27 protein-coding genes are annotated in these 26,702 nt (G+C 36.4%); 19 read left to right on the top strand and 8 right to left on the bottom strand.

Annotated elements, in window-relative coordinates; translation table 11 throughout:
- Positions 1 to 2: 2 nt before the first annotated feature.
- The 5 genes from glpK to hfq all read left to right on the top strand — a co-directional run bounded on the left by glpK (position 3) and on the right by hfq (position 5,668).
- Positions 3 to 1,502: a glycerol kinase GlpK gene (gene glpK / locus ACSBRB_RS02485; protein WP_435031465.1), complete on the top strand. Its 1,500-nt coding sequence runs from the start codon at positions 3 to 5 to the stop codon at positions 1,500 to 1,502.
- A 142-nt stretch (positions 1,503 to 1,644) separates the two neighbouring features.
- Positions 1,645 to 3,321: a glycerol-3-phosphate dehydrogenase/oxidase gene (locus tag ACSBRB_RS02480; RefSeq protein ID WP_435031464.1), complete on the top strand. Its 1,677-nt coding sequence runs from the start codon at positions 1,645 to 1,647 to the stop codon at positions 3,319 to 3,321.
- Between the two features lie 232 nt (positions 3,322 to 3,553).
- Positions 3,554 to 4,474 (top strand): alpha/beta fold hydrolase, encoded by a 921-nt coding sequence (locus ACSBRB_RS02475; RefSeq protein WP_435031463.1) that lies wholly within the window; start codon positions 3,554 to 3,556, stop codon positions 4,472 to 4,474.
- 29 nt (positions 4,475 to 4,503) lie between these two features.
- The gene (miaA, locus tag ACSBRB_RS02470; RefSeq protein ID WP_435031462.1) at positions 4,504 to 5,451 is read left to right on the top strand and encodes a tRNA (adenosine(37)-N6)-dimethylallyltransferase MiaA; all 948 of its coding nucleotides are present in this window, start codon (positions 4,504 to 4,506) and stop codon (positions 5,449 to 5,451) included.
- A gap of 1 nt (position 5,452) precedes the next feature.
- Positions 5,453 to 5,668, top strand: a complete 216-nt coding sequence (gene hfq, locus ACSBRB_RS02465; RefSeq protein ID WP_059106912.1) for an RNA chaperone Hfq — start codon at positions 5,453 to 5,455, stop codon at positions 5,666 to 5,668.
- Between the two features lie 355 nt (positions 5,669 to 6,023).
- Here hfq and ACSBRB_RS02460 read toward each other — a convergent pair whose 3' ends face one another.
- Positions 6,024 to 6,497: a glutathione peroxidase gene (locus ACSBRB_RS02460; protein WP_435031461.1), complete on the bottom strand. Its 474-nt coding sequence runs from the start codon at positions 6,495 to 6,497 to the stop codon at positions 6,024 to 6,026.
- A gap of 105 nt (positions 6,498 to 6,602) precedes the next feature.
- Here ACSBRB_RS02460 and hflX point away from each other — a divergent pair, with 105 nt between their 5' ends.
- From hflX to glnA, 4 genes are all read left to right on the top strand, one after another.
- Positions 6,603 to 7,838, top strand: coding sequence for a GTPase HflX (hflX, locus tag ACSBRB_RS02455; RefSeq protein WP_435031460.1), 1,236 nt, complete (start codon positions 6,603 to 6,605; stop codon positions 7,836 to 7,838).
- Between the two features lie 15 nt (positions 7,839 to 7,853).
- Entirely contained in the window at positions 7,854 to 9,107 is a 1,254-nt protein-coding gene (locus ACSBRB_RS02450) for a methionine gamma-lyase family protein (RefSeq protein WP_435031459.1), read from the top strand.
- 219 nt (positions 9,108 to 9,326) lie between these two features.
- Positions 9,327 to 9,665, top strand: a complete 339-nt coding sequence (locus tag ACSBRB_RS02445; protein WP_435031785.1) for a MerR family transcriptional regulator — start codon at positions 9,327 to 9,329, stop codon at positions 9,663 to 9,665.
- A 20-nt stretch (positions 9,666 to 9,685) separates the two neighbouring features.
- The gene (glnA, locus tag ACSBRB_RS02440) at positions 9,686 to 11,026 is read left to right on the top strand and encodes a type I glutamate--ammonia ligase (RefSeq protein ID WP_435031458.1); all 1,341 of its coding nucleotides are present in this window, start codon (positions 9,686 to 9,688) and stop codon (positions 11,024 to 11,026) included.
- Positions 11,027 to 11,336: 310 nt separating this feature from the next.
- Here the strand turns inward: glnA and ACSBRB_RS02435 are convergent, their stop codons facing one another.
- Positions 11,337 to 11,540: a LapA family protein gene (locus ACSBRB_RS02435; protein ID WP_435031457.1), complete on the bottom strand. Its 204-nt coding sequence runs from the start codon at positions 11,538 to 11,540 to the stop codon at positions 11,337 to 11,339.
- A gap of 174 nt (positions 11,541 to 11,714) precedes the next feature.
- Here ACSBRB_RS02435 and nucI point away from each other — a divergent pair, with 174 nt between their 5' ends.
- Positions 11,715 to 12,245: a thermonuclease NucI gene (gene nucI / locus ACSBRB_RS02430; RefSeq protein ID WP_435031456.1), complete on the top strand. Its 531-nt coding sequence runs from the start codon at positions 11,715 to 11,717 to the stop codon at positions 12,243 to 12,245.
- A 92-nt stretch (positions 12,246 to 12,337) separates the two neighbouring features.
- Here the strand turns inward: nucI and ACSBRB_RS02425 are convergent, their stop codons facing one another.
- Positions 12,338 to 13,207 (bottom strand): hypothetical protein, encoded by an 870-nt coding sequence (locus ACSBRB_RS02425; protein WP_435031455.1) that lies wholly within the window; start codon positions 13,205 to 13,207, stop codon positions 12,338 to 12,340.
- A 193-nt stretch (positions 13,208 to 13,400) separates the two neighbouring features.
- Here ACSBRB_RS02425 and ACSBRB_RS02420 point away from each other — a divergent pair, with 193 nt between their 5' ends.
- Together ACSBRB_RS02420 and ACSBRB_RS02415 are read left to right on the top strand one after the other, a co-directional pair.
- Positions 13,401 to 13,862, top strand: a complete 462-nt coding sequence (locus tag ACSBRB_RS02420) for a sugar phosphate isomerase family (protein WP_435031454.1) — start codon at positions 13,401 to 13,403, stop codon at positions 13,860 to 13,862.
- Positions 13,863 to 13,963: 101 nt separating this feature from the next.
- A complete protein-coding gene (locus ACSBRB_RS02415) occupies positions 13,964 to 14,563 on the top strand; it encodes a hypothetical protein (protein ID WP_435031453.1) in 600 nt (199 codons plus the stop codon).
- 93 nt (positions 14,564 to 14,656) lie between these two features.
- Here the strand turns inward: ACSBRB_RS02415 and ACSBRB_RS02410 are convergent, their stop codons facing one another.
- Positions 14,657 to 16,015: an aspartate kinase gene (locus ACSBRB_RS02410; protein ID WP_435031452.1), complete on the bottom strand. Its 1,359-nt coding sequence runs from the start codon at positions 16,013 to 16,015 to the stop codon at positions 14,657 to 14,659.
- A 188-nt stretch (positions 16,016 to 16,203) separates the two neighbouring features.
- On the opposite strand from ACSBRB_RS02410, the gene ACSBRB_RS02405 reads away from it, so the two are divergent.
- The 4 genes from ACSBRB_RS02405 to ACSBRB_RS02390 are packed head-to-tail and all read left to right on the top strand — an operon-like array spanning position 16,204 to position 20,335.
- On the top strand, positions 16,204 to 17,484 hold the full coding sequence (locus tag ACSBRB_RS02405; protein ID WP_435031451.1) for a homoserine dehydrogenase: 1,281 nt from the start codon (positions 16,204 to 16,206) through the stop codon (positions 17,482 to 17,484).
- A gap of 6 nt (positions 17,485 to 17,490) precedes the next feature.
- Positions 17,491 to 18,552, top strand: a complete 1,062-nt coding sequence (thrC, locus tag ACSBRB_RS02400; RefSeq protein ID WP_435031784.1) for a threonine synthase — start codon at positions 17,491 to 17,493, stop codon at positions 18,550 to 18,552.
- A 1-nt stretch (position 18,553) separates the two neighbouring features.
- Positions 18,554 to 19,474: a homoserine kinase gene (gene thrB, locus ACSBRB_RS02395; RefSeq protein ID WP_435031450.1), complete on the top strand. Its 921-nt coding sequence runs from the start codon at positions 18,554 to 18,556 to the stop codon at positions 19,472 to 19,474.
- A gap of 48 nt (positions 19,475 to 19,522) precedes the next feature.
- Positions 19,523 to 20,335 (top strand): Cof-type HAD-IIB family hydrolase, encoded by an 813-nt coding sequence (locus ACSBRB_RS02390; RefSeq protein WP_435031449.1) that lies wholly within the window; start codon positions 19,523 to 19,525, stop codon positions 20,333 to 20,335.
- 139 nt (positions 20,336 to 20,474) lie between these two features.
- Here the strand turns inward: ACSBRB_RS02390 and ACSBRB_RS02385 are convergent, their stop codons facing one another.
- From ACSBRB_RS02385 to rpmG, 3 genes are all read right to left on the bottom strand, one after another.
- On the bottom strand, positions 20,475 to 20,789 hold the full coding sequence (locus tag ACSBRB_RS02385) for a hypothetical protein (RefSeq protein WP_435031448.1): 315 nt from the start codon (positions 20,787 to 20,789) through the stop codon (positions 20,475 to 20,477).
- A 225-nt stretch (positions 20,790 to 21,014) separates the two neighbouring features.
- Positions 21,015 to 22,460 carry an amino acid permease gene (locus ACSBRB_RS02380; protein WP_435031447.1) on the bottom strand — a complete coding sequence of 482 codons (1,446 nt, stop codon included), beginning with the start codon at positions 22,458 to 22,460 and terminating at the stop codon, positions 21,015 to 21,017.
- A gap of 314 nt (positions 22,461 to 22,774) precedes the next feature.
- The gene (gene rpmG / locus ACSBRB_RS02375) at positions 22,775 to 22,924 is read right to left on the bottom strand and encodes a 50S ribosomal protein L33 (RefSeq protein WP_083498155.1); all 150 of its coding nucleotides are present in this window, start codon (positions 22,922 to 22,924) and stop codon (positions 22,775 to 22,777) included.
- Between the two features lie 439 nt (positions 22,925 to 23,363).
- Between rpmG and rpsN the strand changes: the two genes are divergently transcribed.
- The 3 genes from rpsN (at position 23,364) to ACSBRB_RS02360 (ending at position 25,852) form a co-directional block, all read left to right on the top strand.
- A complete protein-coding gene (gene rpsN, locus ACSBRB_RS02370) occupies positions 23,364 to 23,633 on the top strand; it encodes a 30S ribosomal protein S14 (protein ID WP_059106929.1) in 270 nt (89 codons plus the stop codon).
- Positions 23,634 to 23,841: 208 nt separating this feature from the next.
- Complete coding sequence (gene guaC / locus ACSBRB_RS02365) at positions 23,842 to 24,819, top strand: GMP reductase (RefSeq protein WP_435031446.1); 978 nt, start codon at positions 23,842 to 23,844, stop codon at positions 24,817 to 24,819.
- Between the two features lie 10 nt (positions 24,820 to 24,829).
- Positions 24,830 to 25,852 carry a CAP domain-containing protein gene (locus ACSBRB_RS02360; protein ID WP_435031445.1) on the top strand — a complete coding sequence of 341 codons (1,023 nt, stop codon included), beginning with the start codon at positions 24,830 to 24,832 and terminating at the stop codon, positions 25,850 to 25,852.
- Between the two features lie 198 nt (positions 25,853 to 26,050).
- Here ACSBRB_RS02360 and lexA read toward each other — a convergent pair whose 3' ends face one another.
- Positions 26,051 to 26,674 carry a transcriptional repressor LexA gene (gene lexA, locus ACSBRB_RS02355; protein WP_435031444.1) on the bottom strand — a complete coding sequence of 208 codons (624 nt, stop codon included), beginning with the start codon at positions 26,672 to 26,674 and terminating at the stop codon, positions 26,051 to 26,053.
- Between the last annotated feature and the right edge of the window lie 28 nt (positions 26,675 to 26,702).

Raw genomic sequence — 26,702 nt, 5'->3', positions numbered from 1 at the left:
TCATGGAAAAATATATTTTATCTATAGACCAAGGAACAACAAGTTCTAGAGCAATTCTATTTAACCAAGATGGTACGATTAAAGGTGTGGCGCAACGTGAATTTAAACAATACTTTCCACATTCTGGTTGGGTAGAACATGATGCGAATGAAATTTGGACATCTGTTTTATCTGTCATTGCTGAAGTCATCAATGAAGAAAATGTCTACCCACAACAAATCGCAGGTATCGGTATTACAAACCAACGTGAAACAACGGTCGTTTGGGATAAAAATACAGGTCGACCTATTTATAATGCGATTGTCTGGCAATCTCGCCAAACTCAAAGCATCGTACAAGAGTTAAAAGATAAAGGCTTAGAAGAAAAATTCCATCAAAAAACGGGCTTGTTACTAGATCCTTATTTTGCGGGTACAAAAGTAAAATGGATTTTAGATCACGTAGATGGTGCTAGAGAAAAAGCTGAAAACGGCGATCTTCTATTTGGTACGATTGATTCTTGGCTCGTATGGAAATTATCTGGCGGTCATGCACATATCACGGATTACACAAATGCAAGCCGTACATTACTTTACAATATTCATGATCTTGAATGGGATAAAGAACTATTAGATATTTTAGAAGTGCCAGAAAGTATGTTACCTGAAGTAAAAGCATCTAGTGAAGTCTATGCACATACTATCGATTATCACTTCTTTGGTGAATCTGTACCGATCGCAGGTATTGCCGGAGACCAACAAGCTGCTTTATTCGGTCAAGCATGCTTTAACCGTGGTGACGTAAAAAATACGTACGGTACAGGTGGTTTCATGTTGATGAATACAGGTGAAGAAGCTGTAACTTCTGAAAGCGGCTTACTTACAACGATTGCTTATGGTATCGATGGTAAAGTCTACTATGCGTTAGAAGGTTCAATCTTTGTATCTGGTTCAGCAATCCAATGGTTACGTGATGGCTTGCGTATGATTGATTCAGCACCTGCAACTGAAGATTATGCCAAACGTGTCGATTCTACTGATGGTGTTTACTTCGTTCCTGCATTCGTCGGTCTTGGTACACCGTACTGGGATTCAGATGCACGAGGTTCAATCTTTGGTTTAACACGTGGTACCTCTAAAGAGCATTTCATTCGTGCAACACTCGAATCACTTTGCTATCAAACACGAGATGTATTAGAAGCCATGGAAAAAGATTCTGGTATCAAAGTGAACAATCTTCGTGTTGATGGTGGTGCAGTTAAAAACAACTTCATCATGCAATTCCAATCAGACTTATTAAATGTCGGTGTGGAACGTCCAGAAATTAATGAAACAACAGCACTAGGTGCCGCATATCTTGCAGGTTTAGCCGTTGATTTCTGGGATAATAAAGACGACATCGAAGATCGTTGGCAACTCGATAAAGAATTTTTACCTGAAATGGAAGAAGACCACCGTGAAAAACTTTATAAAGGTTGGAAAAAAGCAGTTGAAGCAACTCAAGTCTTTAAATTAGAAGATTAAATCAATAGACTTGAATTCATGGACTATGCTAGAATGAAGTCAAGTTAATATTAATGAAGTTGAGAATTGAGAGAACTGTTCGTACAATATGATATGTATGGGATAGCTCTCTCTTTTTTTACTATTAGGAGGCGTAATATCTATGAGTTTATCTACACTAAATAGAGATCAAATCAAAAAACAATTAAGAGACGAAGAATCATACGACGCTGTCATCATCGGTGGGGGCATCACAGGTGCAGGTATCGCATTAGACGCGAGCCAACGTGGTATGAAAGTCGCATTAGTAGAAATGCAAGACTTTGCCCAAGGTACAAGCTCACGTTCAACAAAATTAGTTCATGGTGGCCTTCGTTATCTTCAACAATTACAAGTAGGGGTCGTTAAAGAAACAGGTCGTGAAAGAGCGATCGTTTATGAAAATGGTCCTCACGTGACAACACCTGAAAAAATGTTATTACCATTCCACAAAGGCAGTAATCTAGGTAACTTCACAGCAGGTGTTGGTTTAACGATGTATGACCGCTTAGCAGGTGTTAAAAAATCAGAACGTAAAGTAATGTTAAATAAAAAACAAACATTAGATAAAGAACCGCTAGTGAAAAAAGATGGCCTTAAAGGTGGCGGCTACTACGTTGAATATCGTACAGATGATGCACGTTTAACAATGGAAGTCATGAAACGTGCTGAAGAAAAAGGTGCGACAATCATCAACTATGTGAAATCAGAACATTTCACTTATGATTCAAATGAAAAAGTGAATGGTATTCAAGCACGCGACGTTCTTACTAACGAAGTGTTTGATATCAAAGCTAAAAAAGTTATCAACGCTGCAGGTCCATGGGTAGATGAAGTACGTAGCGGTGACTACGCACGTAACAACAAAAACCTCCGCTTAACTAAAGGGGTACACATTGTGCTAGATCAATCTAAATTCCCATTACGCCAAGCTGTTTACTTTGATACTGAAAGTGATGGCCGTATGATCTTTGCGATTCCACGTGAAGACAAAGCTTATATCGGTACAACAGATACTTTCTATAATAACGATAAAACATCACCACTTGCGACACCAGAGGACAGAGCTTATTTACTCGATGCATTAAACTACATGTTCCCTGAAGTTGAAGCGAAAGACGAAGATATCGAATCTTCTTGGGCTGGTGTGAGACCGCTTATTTTAGAAGAAGGTAAAGACCCTTCAGAAATCTCTCGTAAAGACGAAGTTTGGGAAGGTAAATCAGGCCTCTTAACAATCGCTGGTGGTAAATTAACAGGTTACCGTCACATGGCATTAGAAATCGTAGACTTATTAGCAAAACGCTTGAAAAAAGAATACGGTCTTAAATTTAAACCATGTGAAACGAAACACTTACCTATTTCAGGCGGTGATGTAGGCGGTAGTGCTAACTTCGATACTTTCGTTGAAGATCAAGTAGAACTCGCTAAAAAATATCAATTAGATGCAGAACTTGCACGTCACTTTGCTAGTAAATATGGTTCAAATGCAAAAGATTTATTTGAAATTGCACAAACTGCACAATATCAAACATCAGGCTTACCATTAGATATGTATACAGAACTTGTTTACGCTATCCGTTACGAAATGGTTTATAAACCAACTGACTTCTTAGTGCGTCGTACTGGTAAATTATACTTCAACATTTCAGATGTCTTGAAATATAAAAATGATGTAGTCAAAGTGATGGCACAACTTTTAGGTTATATAGATGCTCAAAAAGAAGCATACATGCAAGAATTAGATAAAGCGATCGACGAAGCACGTACAGGTAACGACCAACCTGCCGAAAAAGAATAAAATAACGAATTAATACGTTAGCAAAACTTAATTATTTATAAAGAAGATGTCACAGAAATCGAACAATGCGAAGTAGATTTCTGTGACGTTTTTTATGTTGAAAGATGATAGAAATGCAACAAGTTCGGGCAGCAAACAAGCTGATTTCATCATCTATTTGAAATTAAAGTCACTTCAAGGTATATTTTTTAATAGTAAGTGTGCTGTTAAATTATGGAAGGAGGCGGAACAGGTGATAGAACATGCATTTAATATAACAGTACAAGATGGTACTGTGTTAGAAGCTAAACTGAATCAAACGGAACAAACACAAGTGCTAGGATTAATACATATTTTTCACGGTATGGCGGAACATTTTCATCGGTACAACCGCTTAGTGACAGCGCTGAATGAAGCAGGATATGACGTGCTTCGTCACCATCATCGAGGCCACGGTATACATATCGATGAAACGACACGCGGTCATATCGATAGTTTTAAACAAGCAGCAACCGATGCATATGAAATCTATCAAACCCTCTCTTCTAACTATGCACAACTGCCTTATATCGTGTTAGGTCACTCGATGGGATCACTCATCGCTCGTCGTTATATGGAACAGTATAGTGAAACATTAGATGGGCTTATTCTCTCAGGTACACCGCAATATCCATTGTGGATGGCAAGACCGGCACGTCGTTTGTTAGATCTCGTTATTATTATGACGGGTAAATCAACATTATTGCCATGGCTAAATCAAATCGTATATCATTCGTTTAATAAAAAAATTAACCCCCACCGAACTTCGAATGATTGGTTAGACACGAATTCAGAACATGTAGATCGATTTGAAAATGATCCCTATACAGGATTCCTCGTATCTAATCAACTCATCTATGAAACGATGGATACGATGATTGAAACAAGCGCTACACGTGCACTTGAACAGATAGATTATAATATTCCCATTTTACTCATGTCGGGAGAAGAGGATCCGGTGAGTAACTATGGTAAGGGCGTGAAGCATTTATATCGTGAATACATCAGAGCAGGCTTTAACGATATTACTGTTCAACTCTATCCCAATAAACGTCATGAAATTTTATTTGATGACAGTGATACGATCACTTGGAAACACTTATTCCAATGGCTTCAACGTCTACAACAAAAATGAGAGTTTAGGATGAAAAGGAGATTATCAACGTGACGCAACATAAACCATTTATCGTAGTGATTGTGGGACCAACCGCTGTGGGTAAAACACAGTTCAGCATAGAGCTAGCGAAACGGATTAATGGTGAAATTATTAGTGGGGATTCCATGCAAGTGTATCGTGGTATGGATATTGGTACTGCTAAGGTGACAGAAGATGAAAAAGAGGACATTCCGCATTATTTGATCGATATTTTAAATCCAGATGAAACATTCTCCGCTTTTGATTTTAAACAGTATGCCGAACAAGCGATTGTAACCGTCTTGCAACACGGAAAAATACCCATTATAGTTGGAGGCACTGGTTTATATATTCAATCGTTAATCTATGATTATGCATTTGATGATGAAACAGTGTCAGATGAGAAAATGCAACAAGTTCAATCACAAATGGAACAGCTCGATCAGCTATCAAATGAGGAATTACATGCGTATCTTGGCACGTTTGACCCTAAATCTGCTGACGATATTCATCCCAATAATCGAAAAAGAGTACGCCGTGCGATCGAATATTACTTAAAAACAAAAAAAGTTATAAGTTCTCGAAAGAAAGTGACACAAAGTGAGCCGAATTATGATACATTATTATTAGGGATGGAAATGTCGCGCGACACTTTATATAAGCGGATAAATAAACGCGTGGATATAATGTTGACCCACGGCTTATATGATGAAGTGAAACGTCTCGTCAAGCATGGTTATGGCAGCTGCCAAAGCATGCAAGCTATAGGTTATAAAGAAATGGTACCAGTAGTGGAAGGTAGTATGAATTTAGAGGATGCTGTCACGAAGTTGAAACAACATTCTAGAAATTATGCTAAACGCCAAATGACTTGGTTTAAAAATAAACTCGATGTCGAATGGTATGATACAGAGAAAATATCACTTTCATTAATGTTAGATGAGGTCTCAGCCCAAATAAAGAAAAGGAGTACTTAACATGACTACTACAAACAACATCCAAGACCAATTCCTAGGGCAATTTAAAGCTGATAAGACAGAAGTTGTTGTCTTTTTAGTTAATGGGTTCCAGATGAAAGGTATTATCGAAGACTTTGATAAATATGTGGTTTGTCTTCACTCACAAGGTCGACAACACTTTATTTACAAACATGCGATCAGTACTTTTACAACAGAGAACGCTAATGAAGCATAATTTCAGTTGAAATTTAAGCAAGGTTAAAGTGAATTTTTATACGAGATTGGAAGCAGTCAAGTGCTATGTTAAATATCGATAACGATATGGATAATAAAAGCATTTTAAGCTGATTAAAGACACAGGGTTGTCCAATTTATCAGCTGGCACTATAAATGTAACTGTGTTCCTATCTCGTATTTTTTGTTTCTATCTCACAGCGAAGAGCTATCAATCGAGCGAAGTGAATTGTGCTTCATAAACCAAATTACTCATACATAAAAATCCCTTGAGCGCATCTTGTATACGTGCAAGGGATTGATATTCAAATGGTATTTACGTTAAATAAGATATCGATGAAAAAGCAGGACAAACGTTATAATAATGCTTCGATACTAGATTCTATTTGACTTGGTTTCTTTTGTGGTGCGAAGCGGTTGATGACTTCGCCGTCTCTATTGATTAGAAACTTAGTGAAATTCCATTTTATTTTTTCACCTAAGAAACCGTTTTTCGCTTGTTTTAAATGTTGATAAAGCGGATGTTGTTCTGGTCCATTTACTTTGATTTTTTCATGCATAGGGAACGATACACCATAATTGATTTTACAATTTTGTGTAGCTTCTTCGCCGGATCCAGGTTCTTGTTTACCGAATTGGTTACATGGGAACCCAAGAACTACAAATTTTTTGTCTTTATATTTTTCATAGAGTGCTTGTAGCCCCTCGAATTGTGGTGTAAAACCACATTCACTCGCTGTATTTACGATTAATATGACGTAGTCTTTGTAAGCTTCTAGTTTATAATTTTCTCCGTTCGTTTTAGGTACTTCAATATCGTAGATAGACATGATTTATCGCCTCACTTTATTTTAATGTAACACAGATTCACGTTGTAGTCTTGATAGACACACTATGATAGAATGGCTTAGAATGATCAAAAGAGGTGAGCATATTTGACCCAATTTACTTCACATTCAACAACGAATCCGAACGAAACAGCAATCATTGTCGGTGTGAATGCACAAGAAGAAGACCAGTTTGATTTTACTTCGACAATGGAAGAACTCAAAGCTTTATCAGAAACATGTCGACTCACAGTGGAAGCACAGTTTGAACAAAACCGTGAACACTTTGATCATAAATATTACGTCGGTAAAGGTAAACTAGCCGAAATTAAAGCTTACATTGAAGCGAACGATATCGATGTGGTCGTAACAAATGATGAGTTGACGACAGCACAATCGAAAGCGTTAAATGGCAATCTCAACATCAAAATCATTGACCGAACGCAGTTAATTTTAGAAATATTTGCGTTACGTGCGCAAAGTAAAGAAGGTAAGTTGCAAGTAGAACTCGCGCAGCTCGATTATCTCTTACCGCGTTTACAAGGGCATGGACAAAGTCTTTCTCGTCTAGGTGGTGGCATTGGTACGCGTGGACCTGGTGAAACCAAATTAGAAATGGATCGTCGACACATTAGAACGAGAATCAATGAAATTAAACACCAACTCGAAACCGTTGTCGCACACCGTGAACGTTATCGCAATAAACGTCAGCAAAACCAAGTCTATCAAGTCGCATTAGTAGGTTATACGAATGCTGGAAAATCAACTTGGTTTAATCAACTCTCTGATGCAGGCACGTTTGAGAAAGATATTTTGTTCGCAACCTTAGATCCTAAGACACGACAAATACAAATCAATCAGGGCTTTAACCTCATTATTTCAGATACAGTTGGTTTCATTCAAAAGTTACCAACAGCGCTTGTGGCTGCTTTTAAATCAACATTAGAAGAAGCAAAAAATGCAGACCTATTACTACATGTGGTAGATGCAAGTCACGAAGAATATCGAACACAATATGAGACAGTAAATCGCATCTTAGATGAGCTCGATATGTCACACATTCCTCAAGCCGTTATTTTTAATAAGAAAGATTTAGCCAAAGCAGAATGGCCGTCTGTATCGAACGATTCTATTTTTGTTTCTGCTCATGATAATGCAGATTTAGCTCAAGTGAAGTCATTTTTATATCAAAAAATTAAACAAACCCTTCACGCTTACGAAGAAACAGTACCAAGTACCGATGCAGATAGACTCTATTTTCTGAAACAACACACGCTAGTTTCTGAAATTAATTTTAATGAAAATGAAAACTGTTATGAAGTGACAGGTTACAGTAAAGAATAGAAGGAAGTTAATGTAATGACAGATTTATCACAATTGGTGGCATCCGTAGAGGATACACTCTCACCTTATTTTAAAGAAATCGAAGCAAATGCATATTTCAATCAAGAAAAGGTATTAGATGCATTTCACGAAGTCAAAATTGCAGAAAGTGATTTACAAGGCACGACCGGTTATGGTTATGACGATATGGGACGTGATCACTTAGAAGCGGTTTATGCGCATACGTTTAAAGCTGAAGATGCCTTGGTGAGACCGCAAATTATTTCCGGTACGCATGCCATTACGCTCGCTTTACAAAGCACTTTAAAATATAATGATGAGCTACTCTATATTACAGGTGATCCTTATGACACACTGTTAGAAGTTATAGGGGTGAATGGTAATGGTGTCGAAAGTTTACAAGAACATGGAGTACAATATCGTAATATTCCGTTGAAAGATGAAACGATTGATATTGAACGGGTATTAAAGGAAATTAATGCTCAAACGAAAGTGATCGCGATTCAACGTTCAAAAGGGTATGATCAACGCCCTTCACTTACCGTGAGTCAAATAGAGCAAGCGATCAAAGCCATTAAAGCACAATATCCTGACATCATTATTTTTGTCGACAATTGTTATGGTGAATTTGTCGAACGTAGAGAACCAATTGAATGTGGCGCGGACCTTATGGCAGGTTCACTCATTAAAAATCCTGGTGGTGGTCTCGCTAAAATCGGAGGTTATATCGTTGGTCGCGCAGATTTAATTGAACGATGCGGCTACCGATTAACCGCACCTGGCATCGGGAAAGAAGCAGGGGCCTCTTTAGCTAGTTTGCCTGAAATGTATCAAGGCTTCTTCCTTGCACCGCATGTCGTGAGCCAAAGCTTAAAAGGTGCACTCTTTACGAGTCTATTACTTGAAAAATTAAACATGCATACGTCACCGTCTTACCAAACACCGAGAACTGATTTGATTCAGACAGTTCAATTTGATACTGCTGAGCAAATGATTCAATTCTGTCAAAGTATTCAGCATGCTTCACCCATCAATGCGCATTTTAGTCCAGAGCCCGCATACATGCCGGGTTATGAAGATGATGTGATTATGGCGGCTGGTACGTTTGTACAAGGATCTTCCATTGAATTATCTGCTGATGGACCAATCAGACCGCCGTATGAAGCTTATATTCAAGGTGGCCTTACTTATGAACATGTGAAACTAGCGATTACACGCGCTGTTAAACGATTAATAGATGAAGGTTTAATCTCATTACCTAAAGATTGAGACATATTTTGATGTGTCTCAATCTTTTTTATTTCTGGTGTAGATTTCGTGTTAAGTAGATAAATTGACGCTTTAAAAACATTGTTTTGACGCGGTTTTATCGTTTCATGTCAGGAAACCTTACATATTTTTGAAATCACCTATAAAGTGTGCTAAATTAAACATAAGTTCAGAATAGAGGTGAGGTTGTTGCAGTCCCGAGATAGTTTAAGACGTAATATGGCCGTGTTCTCTATGAGTATTGTAAGCAAATTGACAGAACTTTCAGCACGACAAATACGATATTATGAAACTTTTGAACTTATTAAACCAGAAAGATCTGCAGGTAATAAGCGTCTCTTTTCTCTTAATGATGTTGAGCAACTGCTACATATCAAACAACTAATGGAAAAAGGATTCAATATGAAAACAGTGAAACAAATCATTAATGAAGAACATGATCATCTTTCTAACGATGAAAAAGAACTTAGAAAGCAAATGTTTGTAGAGGCGACTCAAAAGCCACTTAGTCCATCTACACCGATTAATCGTGGTGACCTGTCACGCTTTATACACTAAATCACTGGAGGAAGTTACACATGCCAAAGACTACTTTTACAAAAGATGATATTAGAAAATTTGCAAAAGAAGAAAATGTAAGATATTTACGCTTACAATTTACTGATATTTTAGGAACGATTAAAAATGTGGAAGTTCCAGTAAGTCAGTTAGAAAAAGTATTGGATAACGAAATGATGTTTGACGGTTCATCCATTGAAGGTTTCGTACGTATTGAGGAATCTGATATGTATCTCTATCCTGACCTTGATACTTGGGTTATTTTCCCATGGACAGCAGGTCAAAGAAAAGTGGCACGTTTAATTTGTGACGTCTACAAAACAGACGGTACACCATTTGAAGGAGACCCACGCTCTAACTTAAAACGTGTACTTAAAGAAATGAAAGACCTTGGATTCACAGATTTAAACTTAGGACCTGAACCTGAATTCTTCTTATTCAAATTAGATGAAAAAGGTGAACCTACTTTAGAACTAAATGATGACGGGGGTTACTTTGACTTAGCACCTACAGACTTAGGTGAAAACTGTCGTCGTGATATCGTGTTAGAGCTTGAAGATATGGGCTTTGATATCGAAGCAAGTCACCATGAAGTTGCACCAGGACAACACGAAATCGACTTTAAATATGCAGATGCAGTAACGGCTTGTGATAACATTCAAACATTTAAACTTGTTGTTAAAACCATCGCACGTAAACATAACCTTCATGCGACATTTATGCCTAAACCATTATATGGCGTAAATGGTAGCGGTATGCACTTCAACGTATCACTCTTCAAAGGTAAAGAAAATGCATTCTTTGATCCAGATGGTGACTTACAATTAACAAAAGATGCTTACCATTTCATCGCAGGTATTCTTAAAAATGCACGTGGTTACACAGCTGTTTGTAATCCACTCGTGAACTCTTACAAACGTTTAGTACCAGGATATGAAGCACCTTGCTATATTGCTTGGAGCGGTAAAAACCGTTCACCACTTGTTCGTGTACCAACTTCAAGAGGTTTATCTACACGTGTAGAAATCCGTTCAGTTGACCCTGCAGCTAACCCTTACATGGCACTCGCTGCAATCTTAGAAGCTGGTTTAGATGGTATTAAAAATAAATTAGAAGTACCAGAACCTGTTAATCAAAACATTTATGAAATGAATCGCGAAGAAAGAGAATCTATCGGTGTAGAAGATCTACCATCAACACTTTATACAGCACTTAAAGCGATGCGTAGTAACGAAACGATTAAAAAAGCGATGGGAGATCACATTTACAACCAATTCATTCATTCTAAATCATTAGAATGGGATTATTACAGAACACAAGTTTCTGAATGGGAACGCGAACAATACATGAAACAATATTAATAGTTTGGTGAGCGTTAGTAAGCGACCCAGTTCATTTTGAAAAGTGACCTGGGTCGCTTTTTGTTATAATAAGTTATATATGATCAAGCTAGAGAGGTGCGAACATGAAAATATTTATCTTTATTTTAGCGGTTTCATTGATTAGTTATTTTATGACGAAACGCAACAAGAAGGACTAAAAGGCATAGTGAATTGATACCTATATAAAAACAACTTTATCCTGTGAGTGGGATAAAGTTGTTTTAGTCTTATTATTTGATACTGTGATATAAGTTGGTTTTATTAGGTCCGTGTCGATAGCATAGCGCATTTATTTATTATTTTTCTTCTCATTGTGTTTACCCACGATGGCAGAAATCGTTCTGACGATAAAGCCGACGAATAATCCTAATACTAATGAGATGACAGCTGTTACAATTAATGGTAAGTCATAAACTTGTTGTATCGTCACACCTACGATGATTGCGATGACAACGGCGATAATGGTCATCATATTTTCTTTCCAAATACTCAATGATTTCACTCCAATCGTTTTTATTATAACATGCAGAAATCAATTAAAGTAAACCACTTTAGAGACAGTTTTAAAAGTTTATTGAAGGAATTTTTTGAGATGAAAAAAATGAATTGACGAGTCTTTGTCTGTCTTATATGATAAAGCGATAACGTAAATAGGAGTGGAATTCAGTTGAAAGGTAATAAAAAATTAGCAATCATCGTCGTAACAGCTATCGTCATTCTTGTACTTGGCTTTCAATTTTTAAATCAAACAGGACCTTTTAAATTTCTAGCTTCATCCACATCTGATGGACCTTACAATACTGAGAAAGTGCATGTCGAACGAGTGGTTGATGGTGATACGTTTATTGCACAAGATGAATCAAATCAACATATTAAAGTTCGGTTAATCGGTATCGATACACCGGAAACGGTTAAACCGAATACACCCGTCCAGCCTTACGGGAAAGAGGCTTCAAAGTATACGAAGTCCAAACTTACAAATAAAGATGTTTACCTAGAATATGATAAAGAAAAAGAGGATCGCTACGGTCGAAGATTAGCGTATGTATGGCTAGATAAAGAGACATTATACAATGAACAACTCGTTAAAGAAGGGCTTGCGAGAGAAAAATATTTTGCGCCAAATGGTAAATATAGAGCTGTCTTTCAACAGGCTGAGCAGCAAGCCAAATCGGGACACAAAAATTTGTGGAGTTAAATTCAATCATGTATAAAGAAAAAACGGTTTGAACCAGATTATGTTCAGACCGTTTTTATGATTCATATCCGCATTACCTATGAATATGTGTGTTAATGAATATGTTGAAGCAAATCATTAAATTGTGCTTTTGATATCGCTTCTGTTTGAGAAGTTACAGTGTCTGTGATGACTTGTTCCAATGAAGATTTAGAAGATAATGTTTCTGTATTTTTATTCGAACGATAGACGCCATCAATAATATTGACGCTACCATCTGTAAAATAGACAAGCCCAATACTTGGAATATTTTGTTTAAGATAAGTTGATACTTTTTCAGCAATCTCTTTATTACTTTGTTTTGCTTTCTCATAAGGATCATAATCGTAAAATTGATAACTGACCTTATTATTTTTAATTTGTTCAACAAAGGTGTAGGTTGCTTCATTCGGAGATTTAAACTGACTATGATATTGTTCAGCAATGTAGTGACCTACACGTTGTTCATCGGTTAAATCTTGATGTTGTGCCGCAACTTGATTTGCATTGCCGCCTACAGTAAAGTGATAAAACGTTTTCTGTTTCCAGTGTTTAATATCTAAACTGAAAATGCCTTTGTCAGTTAAAACGATATAATCAAAGTGACGTACATCTTCGAATAACGGATGTTTTACCGCAAAGCGATCGGTCGCTATAATTTCGTAATAAGCAATATCACGTTGATTTTTTAAGTTGTTTAAAATCTCAGTTAAATCATGTTTGGCTTTACGAATGCCATAGTGATGAGAATTAGCATCCATACCGCTATCGAACAATTGACTTTTCAATTCAGTGTTCTCAGCGGTAATACTATGTACTTTCGTTACAACTTGATTTTTTGCATATTGTTCCGTTTCAATTTTGTTTTGCAACACGTGGTGCTCGATCATGATAGCAATGATTAATAGTACGATAATGACTATTAATATAAAAGATAAAAACATTGTGCTCATCCATTCTGTTGAAAATTTTATTAACCTCATTTTATCTTAAAATATGAAGACGTCAAATATATTTTTATTGTTGAATCGAAGGAAAGCGTGATAAGGGAAAAGAAAGCATCTATGTCAGTTGCGAAATGTTTCTTTCATACTTTAAAATAAAGAAATAACCACATTCGATTAGGAGTGACCATCCATGTGTTATCACGATCAGCTGTTAAGCGAACGACTGAAGCAGATTTCGGAAAATGATGTCATTGTATTCGATAATCATCCAACCGCTTATAAATTGATTGATACACTGAAGGAAAGAAATATTAAAGTCAGTGTCTTTTCATATTCAACTGATATCATCAAATATGTAAGTAAATACACCCCGTTTAATATTATACTTGCAGATGCGAGAGTCAATCATGAGCAGCATCAATTGGAAGGCATGTCTATGAGACCAGCATTGGAACAATTCAAAATACATACATACTTTTTTATCGCTGATTATATAGCGGGAGATGAGTTATACCGCAATCATTTTGAAACCGCCCAAATTCAATCATACTTATTTCAATCGGCCTCAAATCACGTGTTATTAAATTATCCTCTTGAAACTAAAGCGACTCAAGAAGATGCAATATATTATATAGGAAATTTAACTGTATAATATATCATTTATGCATGATTACAATTACTATGAACTATTTGAAAATATCATACAATCAGCATATAATAATCATGTAAGCGCTTGCTAAGGAGTGACGCATTATGCTAAAGGAACAATCGAACTCCGAATTTCTTATATCAAAACTGCTTAGAGAAGGCAGTGAGTTATTTAAATTTGGGGGACGTATTGCAAAAAGATTATTTATGGAAGATGCGTTTGATATCAGTGACAAAATTGACATCAGTGTGAAACGAGCGAATTTAGGTGAATTGTTGAGAATCGTACCGCATCAATATCATTTTAAAGGCTTTGATGCTAAACGTACGAGTTATGATCTTAACGAGTTAGATGTTCGAACAATTAGATGCGTGAACATTTATTATGGACCTTCATTATTAATTGTGGTCGGCGTATATGACGTGATTGATGATGAATGGTTATTCCGAATGGACGATAATATTCGCTTGCCAGAAAAATATATTTATTACCACTCACTCAAATGGGATGTCGATTACATAAAACCTGAAATTGTACTGATGTATGAGCTTTTAGATCCTATGGTTCAACCGCTACAACCCCCGTCATTCCGTGAAGTGATTGATGCTTTAAGTTATTTCCAATACGTGCTCTTACGTACTGTCGTAGGGCAAGATCGTATTGAAGCGGCTGTTGAAAATGAAAAATACGATCAAAATAAATGACAGAGTTGATGCAAAAGATGAACGATATGAAAGTCGTTTATCATTTGCGATAGCACTCTGTCATTTTTATTTTTTCAATTAATCACTGAGTCTCTAACATTTGGACGAAAAACAATATCGATACGTCGCAATGACTGCTTTATCTGCATCTTCTAAATCGATACCAAACATCATCGAGATCTCTGAAGAACCTTGGTTAATCATTTTTAAATTAATTTGATCTTTCGCTAAAGCATGGGTAATACAGTTTGCAGTCCCGATTGTACTATACATGCCTTCACCTACGATCATTAAGATTGCTAAATTATCATCAATGTATAATTCATCGACGTCACATTTCTTCTGAATTGCATTGAGCACAAATTTTTCCTTACCTTTGATTGCGCTCGTTCTCATAATAAAGCTCACATTATCTATTCCAGAAGGCATATGATCAAAAGAAATATCGTAATCCTCAAATATCGCCAATATCTTCTTAATAAAGCCCACTTGTTTATTCATTAAATATTTTTTCACGCTGATCACAGTAAAGCCTTTGTCACAACTAATCCCACAAATCACATTTTCTTTATTAATTTCTCGGTCATGTTGTATCAGCGTACCTGGATCTTCTGGTGCATTGGTATTTTTAATAACTACTGGAATTCTATCTTTATAGAGCGGTTGTAACGCTTCATCGTGAAACACCCCAAAACCTGCATAAGAAAGCTCCCTCATTTCTCTATAAGTCACTTCTTTAATAATTTCTGGATGCTTAATGACCGTTGGATTTGCCCGGAAGATGCCCGACACATCTGTAAAATTCTCATAGAGTTCTGCTCGTACCCCTCTAGCAATGATGGCACCTGTAATATCAGAACCTCCTCTAGGGAACGTCACGATATGGTTTGAGCGTGAATAACCAAAAAAGCCCGGAATAATTAATTTTTCCTCATAGTTATTTAATTGATATATTTTTTCATATGCTTCATCTATGATTTGAGCATTTTGAGGCAAATCAGTAACCATGATGCCTGCTTCTTTCGGAGAGACATAACGTGTAGGAATACCTTGGCTATGATTGTAACTCGCAATGAGTTGCGCGTTGAAATCTTCTCCACAAGATAATAATGCATCTAACAAGCGATTGTGCTTCTCTTTGTAGGTTGAGATATAATGTTCTAACGTTTCATCCATTGTTGATAGTAGTTCATCTGACATGTTCAATTCAGCAATAATATCTCCATATCGCTGAAGGATTTCATTTTTTTTCGCAGTGTAATCTAAATCAGCACATACTTTTTCATATAAGCGTATGAGTAGGTCGGTGGTTTTAGTGTCTTCTGCATGACGTTTGCCAGGTGCTGACACAATGACAATTTGACGTTCAGTATCGCTGTTAATTATCTTTAAGACTTTCTTAATCTGTGTTGCATTTGCAACTGAACTTCCTCCGAATTTCGTTACTTTCATAATTTGACCAACCTTTCAAAAAATCAGAAAATTATATTTCAATTTAACTTAGATAATGATAGTATATGTACGTATTCTAAATATTACGAACTTTACAAAATTTAGGAATGAACTTATACTATACCATTATGAAGTATTTATCAAGAGTACAATTGTCTTTTTATGAAAAACACAGGAGATGAATGACTATGAAAGTATTAAATATAGCAATACTCGGACTCGGGACTGTAGGGTCTGGCGTCGTGAAGATTATTGAGGAAAATTATGACCAAATTAAAGCAACCATCAACAAAGATATACATATTCAACATATTTTAGTAAGAGATAAAAATAAACCTCGCCCGATTAATATTTCTCGTTATCATCTCACAGAAGATATCAATGAAATATTAGCTGATGATGAGGTTGATATCGTCGTTGAAGTAATGGGAGGTATAGAACCGACTGTTGATTGGTTAAAGCAAGCATTGAAACAAGGGAAACATGTGATTACAGCGAATAAAGATTTACTAGCTGTACATTTAAAAGAGTTAGAAGCTTTAGCAGAAGAACAAGGTGTGGCGCTAAAATATGAAGCGAGCGTCGCAGGCGGTATTCCTATTGTGAACGCGATCAATAATGGATTAAATGCCAATAATATTAACAAATTCATGGGGATACTGAATGGAACATCGAACTTTATTTTAACGAAAATGACACACGAACATACGTCTTTTGAACAAGCGCTTGAAGAGGCACAGGAACTAGGCTTTGCGGAAGCTGATCCGACAGATGATGTGGAAGGTATTGATGCTGCACGTAAAGTCGTCATCACTTCTTATTTATCATTCAACCAAGTGATCAATCTCGCAGATGTAGAACGTACAGGTATAAGAGAGGTCGCGCTTGCTGATATTGAAGCTGCTGAAGCTTTTGATTGTAATATTAAACTGATAGGGAAAGGCACGTATGATCAAGGCAAAGTGACTGCTTCTGTAAAACCGACGTTGGTTCACAAATCTCACCAACTCTCTGCAGTTGATTATGAATACAATGCGATTTACGTCATTGGTGATGCAGTAGGTGAAACAATGTTTTACGGAAAAGGGGCAGGAAGTTTAGCGACAGGTAGTGCAGTGGCAAGTGACTTATTAAATGTTGCGCTACAGTTTGAATCAAACTTGCATACTCTACCACCGCATTTTGAGATGAAAACGGAGAAAACGAAAGCACTCATCGATAGTGACCAGGCTATTTCTATTAAAGAAAAGCAAAATTACTATGTGGTGATTCATACTGAAGGGCAAGATATCGAAGACATGTCACAAGCAATCAAAAAAGCATTACCTATACACAAGTCACTTGATATAAAAACGCGTGATCAACATTCAGTTGCACTATTAATTATGGGGATAGATACAGATCCACAATCCTATATTGAAAATGAAGGGTTTAAGGTGGAAAAAATTTATCCAGTAGAAGGGGTTTAAAGAATGATGAAAAGATGGCAAGGTTTAGTAGAAGAGTTTAAAGCATATTTACCAGTAAGTGACAAAACACCTCATATTACATTAAATGAAGGGAACACACCCCTCATATATTGCAAAACACTATCTAAAGAATTAGGGATTGAACTCTATGTAAAATATGAAGGTGCAAATCCGACAGGTTCTTTCAAAGATAGAGGTATGTCTGTAGCGATGGCCAAAGCCAAAGAAGAAGGGAAAAAGGTCGTAATTTGTGCTTCTACGGGTAATACGTCAGCATCAGCCGCAGCCTATGCAGCAAGAGCAGGATTAAAAGCGATTGTGGTTATACCAGAAGGAAAGATCGCGTTAGGAAAATTATCGCAAGCAGTCATGTATGGTGCAGAAATCGTTTCTATTGAAGGCAATTTTGATGAAGCATTAGAGATCGTTAAGGAAGTCGCAAAAGATGGCGACATTGCGCTTGTGAATTCTGTGAATCCCTATCGTATTGAAGGGCAGCAAACTGGTCCATTTGAAGTGGTACAACAACTCGATGGACAAGCACCTGATATTTTAGCGATTCCAGTTGGTAACGCAGGAAATATTACGGCTTATTGGAAAGGATTTAAAACATATCATGAAGAAAACGATAGTGGACTTCCTCAGTTATTTGGGTTCCAAGCAGCAGGTGCAGCCCCAATCGTACAAAATAAGGTCGTTAAAAATCCAGAAACAGTAGCGACTGCAATCCGAATCGGTAATCCTGCAAGTTGGGATAAAGCGACAGCAGCACTTGAAGAGTCAAATGGGCAAATTGATAGCGTAACAGATGAAGAAATATTAGAAGCTTATCAAAAATTAGCATCGACTGAAGGTGTGTTTAGTGAGCCAGCGAGTAATGCTTCCATTGCAGGATTAATTAAATTACATCGCGCTGGTCAATTACCACAAGGCAAACGTGTGGTCGCAGTATTAACAGGTAATGGTTTGAAAGATCCAGATACAGCGATTTCACTACTAGATAATCCCATTCAACCGCTCGCAAATGATAGAGAAAGTATCCTAAATTATATTAAGGGTGTGCTGTAGTATGGAAGGTGTTTTGCATCTTAAAGTTCCCGCTTCTACAGCTAATCTAGGGGTTGGATTTGATTCTATAGGTATGGCATTAAATAAGTTCCTAGACATTACCGCTAAACGAAATGATCAAAATCGTTGGTGCTTTAAACACTTAGGTCCTAATGTGGACGAATTACCTAATGACGAAACGCACTATATCTATCAAATTGCGCAACGTGTGGCGACACGCTTTGGTATCACATTACCAAATTTAGATATCGAGATGCGGAGTGACATTCCGATGGCGAGAGGGCTTGGTTCTTCAGCATCCGCACTTGTAGCTGCATTATATATCGCGAATCATTTTGGTGCGTTACAGTTATCTAAATATGAGTTATTGCAATTAGCGACGGAGTTTGAAGGACATCCGGATAATGTTGCATCGACGATCTATGGAGGATTAGTGGTAGGTTATTTTAACCCAGACACTGGCGATACTGATATTTCATATATTGATGTGCCACAAGTTGATGTCGTCATTACCGTGCCTAGCTATGAGCTTAAAACGACGGAAGCACGACAAGCATTACCAGAGACAATGACACATCAACAAGCGGTACAAAGTAGTGCAATTAGTAATACCATGCTTAGCGCGTTGATACAACATAATTATGCGCTGGCAGGTAAGATGATGGAACAAGATCAACTCCATGAACCTTATCGTCAATCACTTATTCCAGAATTTAATGATATCAAACAGTTAGCCCAATCTAAACACGCATATGCGACGGTGATTAGTGGCGCGGGTCCGACAGTTTTAACCTTGATTCATCAAGCGCATAGCGGTGAACTCGTGAGAACATTAAGAAGCCGATTGCCTCAGTGTACGTCAGAGATTGTTACGATCAATGAATCAGGTATTGTAACTGAAATAGTGTACCCAGCGAGCTAATTTATTGTAGAATAGATGGTGATACAATGAAAGACGGAGGGGAACACGATGAGTAACTATAAAGCAATCGTTACAGATATGGACGATACTTTACTTAATTCAGATAATGAAGTAAGTTCAGCAACAAAAGACTATTTAGTGAAAGTGCAAGAAGCGGGATATCATTTAATATTAGCTTCAGGTCGTCCAACTGAAGGTATGTTACCAACTGCACGAGAACTACAGATGGACCGTTTTGGTAGTTACCTAATCAGTTATAATGGTGGTCAAACCATTAAAGTTGCTGATGAAAGTGTTGAAGTCAGCCAAACTATTGATAAGGAACAATACGACCAAATCATTGACTATTTACGAGATCAACAATTTTTCAAAGCAACATATAAAGATGGATATATCATCTATGAAGGTGAACATGAATATATGAACATTGAATCTGAACTGACAGGTTTACCGATGAAACAAGTAGACGATATTAAAGAATATATTAAAGAGGAAGTACCAAAAGTATTGGGTGTCGGCTATGAATCAAACATTGGTGAGGCATACCAATCTATGGATGATCAACATTTTAATGATGAAATCGATGTGACAATGAGTAAACCATTCTTTTTAGAATTTATAGCGAAAGATGTTTCAAAAGGTAATGCCATTCAACAATTAACGCAAAAACTAGATTTTTCTATGGAAGACATCGTCGCTTTTGGTGATAGTACCAATGATGTTTCTATGTTAAAAGAAGTGGGCTGTGGTGTTGCAATGGACAACGCTAGTGATGAAGTGAAAGACATCGCAGATAAAGTGACTTTAAGTCACGATGATGATGGTATTCCGCATGCGCTTAAAGAATTAGGTATTGAATAAGCAGTAAAAAGCATCTACGCTTTGTTTCTGAGCCTTGTCAGTCAATGACTGTGAAGAAATAGAAACGGATTAGCGTAGATGCTTTTATTTAGATATATGATGTTGTACTTATTATATGTAACAGGCTGTATGTTGCACATTATTTTGCTGTTTGTGTCCAATCATGCTTGCCACGGTGACGTTTTACATGTGCATAAACTTGGTCTGCGGCGTAATCTAAATTCGTATAAACCGTAATCGCAAATGCAGATTGATTATCTTCGAAAGGCTCCTCTAAAAAGACATCTTTTAAATGTGAAAATAGGTTTTCCATTTGGTCATGATCTAAACTACCATATTCTCTCAATGTTCGCTTAAGTAATCTATTGTTTTGTTCCTCGAAGGATTGGACCACAATTACGAAACGTTCCTCCGTTTTTAATACATCATCAAATAAATTCGTTTGTCCGACCATCTTGTTCACCTCAATTATAAACTCCCTTAACTTACTCTCATTATACAATATAAGTCCGAGGGATAAAATAATAATTGGCTATAAAATAAGTGCGTTTTCAATATAATCCGCTAAGAAAAACACTGTAATAAAAGAAATACCCAGTTCGAATAATAGTACGTCGATACGAGTGATCTCAAACGGTCACTTCAGTAACGATGGACGATGATTCGACTGGGTTTTTCATTAACGATAATGATTTGAATCTAAATCTATATCATTAAGCTTAACTGTTTTTGTTTTATTTATCATTTTATGGACGAGGTAAATTAAGAGCAAGATGAACATAGGAGTCACGTTTCTGATGACGCTGACGATGTCTCCATCCATTAAAGCACCAAATGAATTACCGAAAAATAGGAATAGTAATATCGCTGATACGAGTATCGGACCTAATGGATACAATGGAGAACGATAAGGCAATACGTCTTTAACTCGTTTACCTTGTTTTTTAATCGCACGTCTTAATCTCGCTTGTGCAAGCAAACATGAAGCCCAGATAATGATGATTAATGAACCAATGATATTAAGTAAATCAAATATAATATTTGATTTAAACTGTGCGATAACAATGACGATTAATACTGTAATAAAAGTCGTGAATAGCGCTCTCATAGGTAGTTTGGTTTTATGATTGAGTGCGCTGAAATATTTGGGTGCTGTTTTATCTTCAGACATTGAGAATAACATACGACTTGTTGTATAAATACCAGAGTTTGCTGCTGATAATAACGAAGTGAGAATGACTGCGTTAATCACAGACGCTGCAAACGCGATACCCACTCTATCAAATACAATTGTGAATGGACTGAGATTCACTGAGCTATCCTTGTTTAATAAAGTAGGGTCACTATATGGAATAATCGCACCAATCACTGCGATAGAAAGGATGTAGAACAGTAAAATTCTCCAGAACACTTGTCTGATCGCTTTAGGTATGGATTTATGAGGATTATTAGATTCCCCAGCAGTCACAGCAATCATCTCTGTACCACCGACTGAGAATCCAGCGACGAGAAGGACGCCTAAGAAACCTGATAGGCCACCCACAAATGGTGCTTCTCCAATCGTATAGTTTGTGAAACCATATGTTTTTCCGCCGAGTATACCAAAAATAGTAAGTATACCTACGACGATAAAGACAATAATCGTTACGACTTTAATTAATGATAGCCAGAATTCAGCTTCTCCAAAAGCTCTTACACTGAAAATATTTAATAAGAATAATAATACTAAAAAGATAAGACTCCATACAACTGGATGAACAATGCGGAAAATTTCCCAATAATCTAAAACACTCGCCGCGATAATGATATCGACACTAGCGACGAGGATCCACATGATCCAATATAACCAGCCCATGGTGAAGCCGAGTGATTTATCTACAAAGCGCGTTGAGTAAGAACTAAACGAACCGGAGACCGGATAAAAGGTCGCGAGTTCTCCTACTGTAGACATTAAGAAATATAGCATAATACCAATAATGAGGTATGCTAATATTGCGCCGCCTGGACCTGCTTGTGAAATGACATTACCAGTGGCAACAAAAAGTCCAGTTCCTATCGCGCCGCCAATTGCTATCATTGTGATATGACGTGAATTGAGACCGCGATTCATATTATTTTGTGCCATAACAATCAGTCTCCTATACTGTGTGAAAATGAATATAATCTATAGTTTAATGATTTTAAGCGCTAAAATCAACGTTTTTTTACAGAAAAGCGAATATAATTCCAAAGGTTTAGAAAATTCCGAATATAATGTGAGCGATGTATATGTAAACTCAAAAAGTTGGATCAAACACGTATGTAAAATGAATAAAAATTAAAAGCCACTTCTGTTACAAGGTTATCAAGCTGAAACATCATTCAACATGATTCTAACCATGTAACGAAAGTGACTTTGGCTCATAATAGGTTATTTCAATTAAGTGTTTGAAAAACTTATTATTTAGTTTCACGATGCAATGTATATCTACCTAATCTTGGGCAATATTTTTTCAATTCAAGACGTTCTGGATTGTTACGTTTGTTTTTAGTAGTGATATAATTACGATCGCCAGTTTCTGTACAAGCAAGTGTTATATTTACGCGCATAGTTTAACACCCTTTCATATCAATATTTCATTATTTTAAACTATTATTGCTTACGAAGTAGAATTGTACCATATGGCCTATCGTAATGCAATATCTATATTGTTAAAACGTGAGGGGATGATTGGATCTCGATGTATGATGCTTTATTTTAATTCATGGTTGATAGATGAATTGTATTTTACAAAGAATCAGGTATTCATCATTAATATAAGTCATTTTAATCGTTTTGTATTATTTGTACTATTATAATAGTAGAAAAGAAATATTTTGTGACGGAAAAATCATTCATGAGCTTTTATAAGGGTTATACCAAAACATAGCTTAGTTCGGCTAACTCCTCTATAATAGAAGTGTTAAGAAAATTTATTGTTGCGCATTCAGTAAAATATGTTAAGATATAAAACGTAATTATTACGATTAAAAGGAGAGGTTTCTATTTATGGCTAAAAAATCCAAAGTAGTCAAAGAACAAAAAAGAGAACAATTAGTCAACCAATATTATGAATTACGTAAAGAATTAAAAGCAAAAGGAGATTACGAAGCACTTAGAAAATTACCACGTGACTCATCACCTACACGTTTAACTCGTCGTTGCAAAGTGACTGGTCGTCCAAGAGGCGTGATGAGAAAATTCGAAATGTCACGTATCGCTTTCCGTGACCACGCACACAAAGGTCAAATTCCAGGCGTAAGAAAAGCAAGTTGGTAATTTAGTATTATATCGTTTACATTCGTAAAGAAACACTGTATAGTAATCTATTGGTGTTGAGAAATAATTAGACAAATAAAGAAGTACTTTGAGCTAGGGATAAAATTGTTATGTGAAGCAACGTATTTATCAATGCGCAAATCAATGATGTCCCTTTCTCAATGTATAAAATCTTTTTATCTTTATGAATGTAAGGGGTCATACTATAATGAAAATTTTTGATTATGAAGATATTCAATTAATACCAAATAAATGTATTGTACAAAGTCGTTCAGAATGTGATACAACAGTAAAATTTGGACCAAAAACATTTAAATTACCTGTTGTACCCGCAAACATGCAGACAGTTATGAATGAATCATTGGCAGAATGGTTTGCTGAAAATGACTATTTCTATATTATGCATCGTTTTGATGAAGCAGCGAGAAAACTTTTCATTAAAAAAATGCAAGATAAAGGCTTGTTCGCCTCAATTTCAGTAGGTGTGAAATCTAGAGAATTTGATTTCATCGAAACACTTGAGAACGAAAACCTCACTCCAGAATATATCACGATTGATATTGCTCACGGTCATTCTGATTCAGTGATTAATATGATTAAACACATTAAACAACATCTTCCTGAAAGTTTCGTCATTGCAGGTAATGTCGGTACTCCAGAAGGCGTTCGTGAACTTGAGAATGCAGGGGCTGACGCAACGAAAGTAGGTATTGGTCCAGGTAGAGTTTGTATTACTAAAATCAAAACAGGATTCGGTACTGGTGGTTGGCAATTAGCTGCCCTCAATCAATGTAGTAAAGCCGCTCGTAAACCGATGATCGCGGATGGTGGTATCCGTACACATGGTGATATTGCGAAATCTATCCGCTTTGGTGCCTCTATGGTGATGATTGGTTCACTATTTGCAGCTCATGAAGAATCACCTGGAGAAACAGTAGAACTTGAAGGTAAAAGATATAAAGAGTATTTCGGTAGCGCTTCTGAATTCCAAAAAGGTGAACATAAAAATGTTGAAGGTAAAAAAATGTTTGTAGAGCATAAAGGTTCACTGAAAGACACTTTAACTGAAATGCAACAAGACTTACAAAGTTCTATCTCTTATGCAGGCGGTAATGATTTAAATTCATTAAGAAAAGTAGACTACGTTATTGTAAGAAATTCAATTTTTAACGGTGACAGAGACTAGAACTGAGTAGGTGTTAACCATTAGAAAATTTATCTTCTATTTACTTGTATTATTAGTATTGTTTTTAGTTGTACCGATTAAAGAATCACAACCAGTGATTGAATTAGAACAAGGTGTTAAAGATAAAGTAATGGAAGTGACTGATAACGGTTCAGTGACTGATAAGGCATTACAATTACCTGATAAACAAGCATTTTCGATTAATAATATTCAAATGAACATGACGAAAGAAGAAGTTGAAGATAAATTGGGTGAAGCACAGCGTGTGACTTCTAACGAATATGGTACAAAATGGTACGCTTACCACTCAGATGAATACAAACAATTTGTGATGGTGAGTTACATCGATAATAAAGTCAATGCGCTGTACACCAATCAAAATATCATTACTTCTAAATCAAAAATCAAATATGGCACCCCGAAATCTGTAGTTAGATCTCGTTTGGGAGATCCTGTTGATCGTATCAAAAAAGGGAATGCGAATTACCTTCAAGATAACGATGAATACGATATATTTCTAAAAGATCATATTTATACCACTGTCTTTTATGATGAACATAATGACAATAATTTAACGTCGTTATTACAAATCAGTGAAGAAATGGAAGATCGACTGCAACAACAGTATGGTGCACCTTCTAAATCATTAGCACAAAGTTTTGAATTACAAAATTTTGACTTAGTAAATGCTGAAAGAGTTCAACATGGTTTGAATACATTATCTTACTCAGAAGGTATTTCAAACACTGCTCGTAAGCATAGTAAAGATATGGCTGACAATCATTATTTCGATCATGAGAATCAGTCGGGTGAGTCACCATTTGATCGTTTAGAAGATGATGGCTGGCACTTTAATGCAGCAGGTGAAAATCTCGCATATGGTCAAATGAGTAGTATTTATGCGCATGAGGGCTTAATGAACTCGTTAGGTCACCGTAAAAATATATTAAAACGTCAATTCAGTACACTTGGCGTCGGGGTAGACTTTAACGATAAACGTCAACCTTATTGGACTGAAAATTACACTGGATAAATGTTTAGCTTTTGTGTAACCGGGTAATTTTATCTGGTAAGGGATGAGGTATTATGAATATAGAACAAAATCATACGACAGAACAAACAGAAGATATCTTAGAAAAAGTAAAATCACTTTTAAATAAAAAAGACGAAAAATAGGAGGCTGAGCATTATTGCTCAACCTCCTATTTTTTTGGAGTGTCGTGCTTTTAGTTTATAATTTTCGGAATAAACCTACAACTTTACCTAGAACTGAAACATTTTGTAAATAGATTGGATTCATAGCGCTGTTTTCAGGTTGTAAGCGATAACGTGTTTTTTCTTTGTAGAATCGTTTTACCGTTGCTTCATTATCCTCAGTCATGGCAACGATAATATCACCATTTTCAGCAATCGTTTGACTGCGAACAATGACTTTATCCCCATCTAGTATACCTGCTTCAATCATGCTATCTCCTTCTACATTTAAGATGAAAATATCACTGTTATGAGTAGAAGTGAAATGCTCAGGCAGTGGGAAATACTCTTCTACATTTTCAACAGCAGTAATTGGCATACCAGCTGTTACTTTACCAATCACTGGAACGTGAATGGTATCTTCCATATTAACTTCTTCTTCCATATCTTCAGAAACAATTTCTATGGCACGTGGTTTCGTTGGGTCTCTTCTAATGTATCCTTTCTCTTCTAAACGAGATAAATGGCCGTGAACAGTTGAGCTAGATGCTAACCCAACAGCTAATCCGATTTCACGTACACTTGGCGGATAACCTTTCGTTTGTACGATGTGTTGAATAAATTCAAATATTTCCTTTTGACGTTTCGTTAATTCTTTCATATTCGGCACTCCCTATGATTATTTAATT

Source organism: Staphylococcus auricularis (assembly GCF_051172115.1).
Lineage (GTDB): Bacteria > Bacillota > Bacilli > Staphylococcales > Staphylococcaceae > Staphylococcus > Staphylococcus auricularis_A.
Note: the sequence above shows the minus strand (reverse complement) of the source record. Positions and strands in the feature narration are given on the sequence as shown.

Bases quoted from the DNA above. Each gene is read 5' to 3' on its own strand.
- ACSBRB_RS02380 (WP_435031447.1), bottom strand. From the start codon at position 22,460: ATGGCACAAAATAATATGAATCGCGGTCTCAATTCACGTCATATCACA.
- ACSBRB_RS02405 (WP_435031451.1), top strand. From the start codon at position 16,204: ATGAAAGTATTAAATATAGCAATACTCGGACTCGGGACTGTAGGGTCT.
- ACSBRB_RS02450 (WP_435031459.1), top strand. From the start codon at position 7,854: ATGACAGATTTATCACAATTGGTGGCATCCGTAGAGGATACACTCTCA.
- ACSBRB_RS02385 (WP_435031448.1), bottom strand. From the start codon at position 20,789: ATGGTCGGACAAACGAATTTATTTGATGATGTATTAAAAACGGAGGAA.
- thrC (WP_435031784.1), top strand. From the start codon at position 17,491: ATGAAAAGATGGCAAGGTTTAGTAGAAGAGTTTAAAGCATATTTACCA.
- ACSBRB_RS02410 (WP_435031452.1), bottom strand. From the start codon at position 16,015: ATGAAAGTAACGAAATTCGGAGGAAGTTCAGTTGCAAATGCAACACAG.
- ACSBRB_RS02480 (WP_435031464.1), top strand. From the start codon at position 1,645: ATGAGTTTATCTACACTAAATAGAGATCAAATCAAAAAACAATTAAGA.
- hfq (WP_059106912.1), top strand. From the start codon at position 5,453: ATGACTACTACAAACAACATCCAAGACCAATTCCTAGGGCAATTTAAA.
- rpsN (WP_059106929.1), top strand. From the start codon at position 23,364: ATGGCTAAAAAATCCAAAGTAGTCAAAGAACAAAAAAGAGAACAATTA.
- lexA (WP_435031444.1), bottom strand. From the start codon at position 26,674: ATGAAAGAATTAACGAAACGTCAAAAGGAAATATTTGAATTTATTCAA.
- ACSBRB_RS02420 (WP_435031454.1), top strand. From the start codon at position 13,401: ATGTGTTATCACGATCAGCTGTTAAGCGAACGACTGAAGCAGATTTCG.
- glnA (WP_435031458.1), top strand. From the start codon at position 9,686: ATGCCAAAGACTACTTTTACAAAAGATGATATTAGAAAATTTGCAAAA.
- ACSBRB_RS02460 (WP_435031461.1), bottom strand. From the start codon at position 6,497: ATGTCTATCTACGATATTGAAGTACCTAAAACGAACGGAGAAAATTAT.
- ACSBRB_RS02425 (WP_435031455.1), bottom strand. From the start codon at position 13,207: ATGTTTTTATCTTTTATATTAATAGTCATTATCGTACTATTAATCATT.
- thrB (WP_435031450.1), top strand. From the start codon at position 18,554: ATGGAAGGTGTTTTGCATCTTAAAGTTCCCGCTTCTACAGCTAATCTA.
- ACSBRB_RS02445 (WP_435031785.1), top strand. From the start codon at position 9,327: ATGGCCGTGTTCTCTATGAGTATTGTAAGCAAATTGACAGAACTTTCA.
- ACSBRB_RS02390 (WP_435031449.1), top strand. From the start codon at position 19,523: ATGAGTAACTATAAAGCAATCGTTACAGATATGGACGATACTTTACTT.
- rpmG (WP_083498155.1), bottom strand. From the start codon at position 22,924: ATGCGCGTAAATATAACACTTGCTTGTACAGAAACTGGCGATCGTAAT.
- guaC (WP_435031446.1), top strand. From the start codon at position 23,842: ATGAAAATTTTTGATTATGAAGATATTCAATTAATACCAAATAAATGT.
- ACSBRB_RS02415 (WP_435031453.1), top strand. From the start codon at position 13,964: ATGCTAAAGGAACAATCGAACTCCGAATTTCTTATATCAAAACTGCTT.
- glpK (WP_435031465.1), top strand. From the start codon at position 3: ATGGAAAAATATATTTTATCTATAGACCAAGGAACAACAAGTTCTAGA.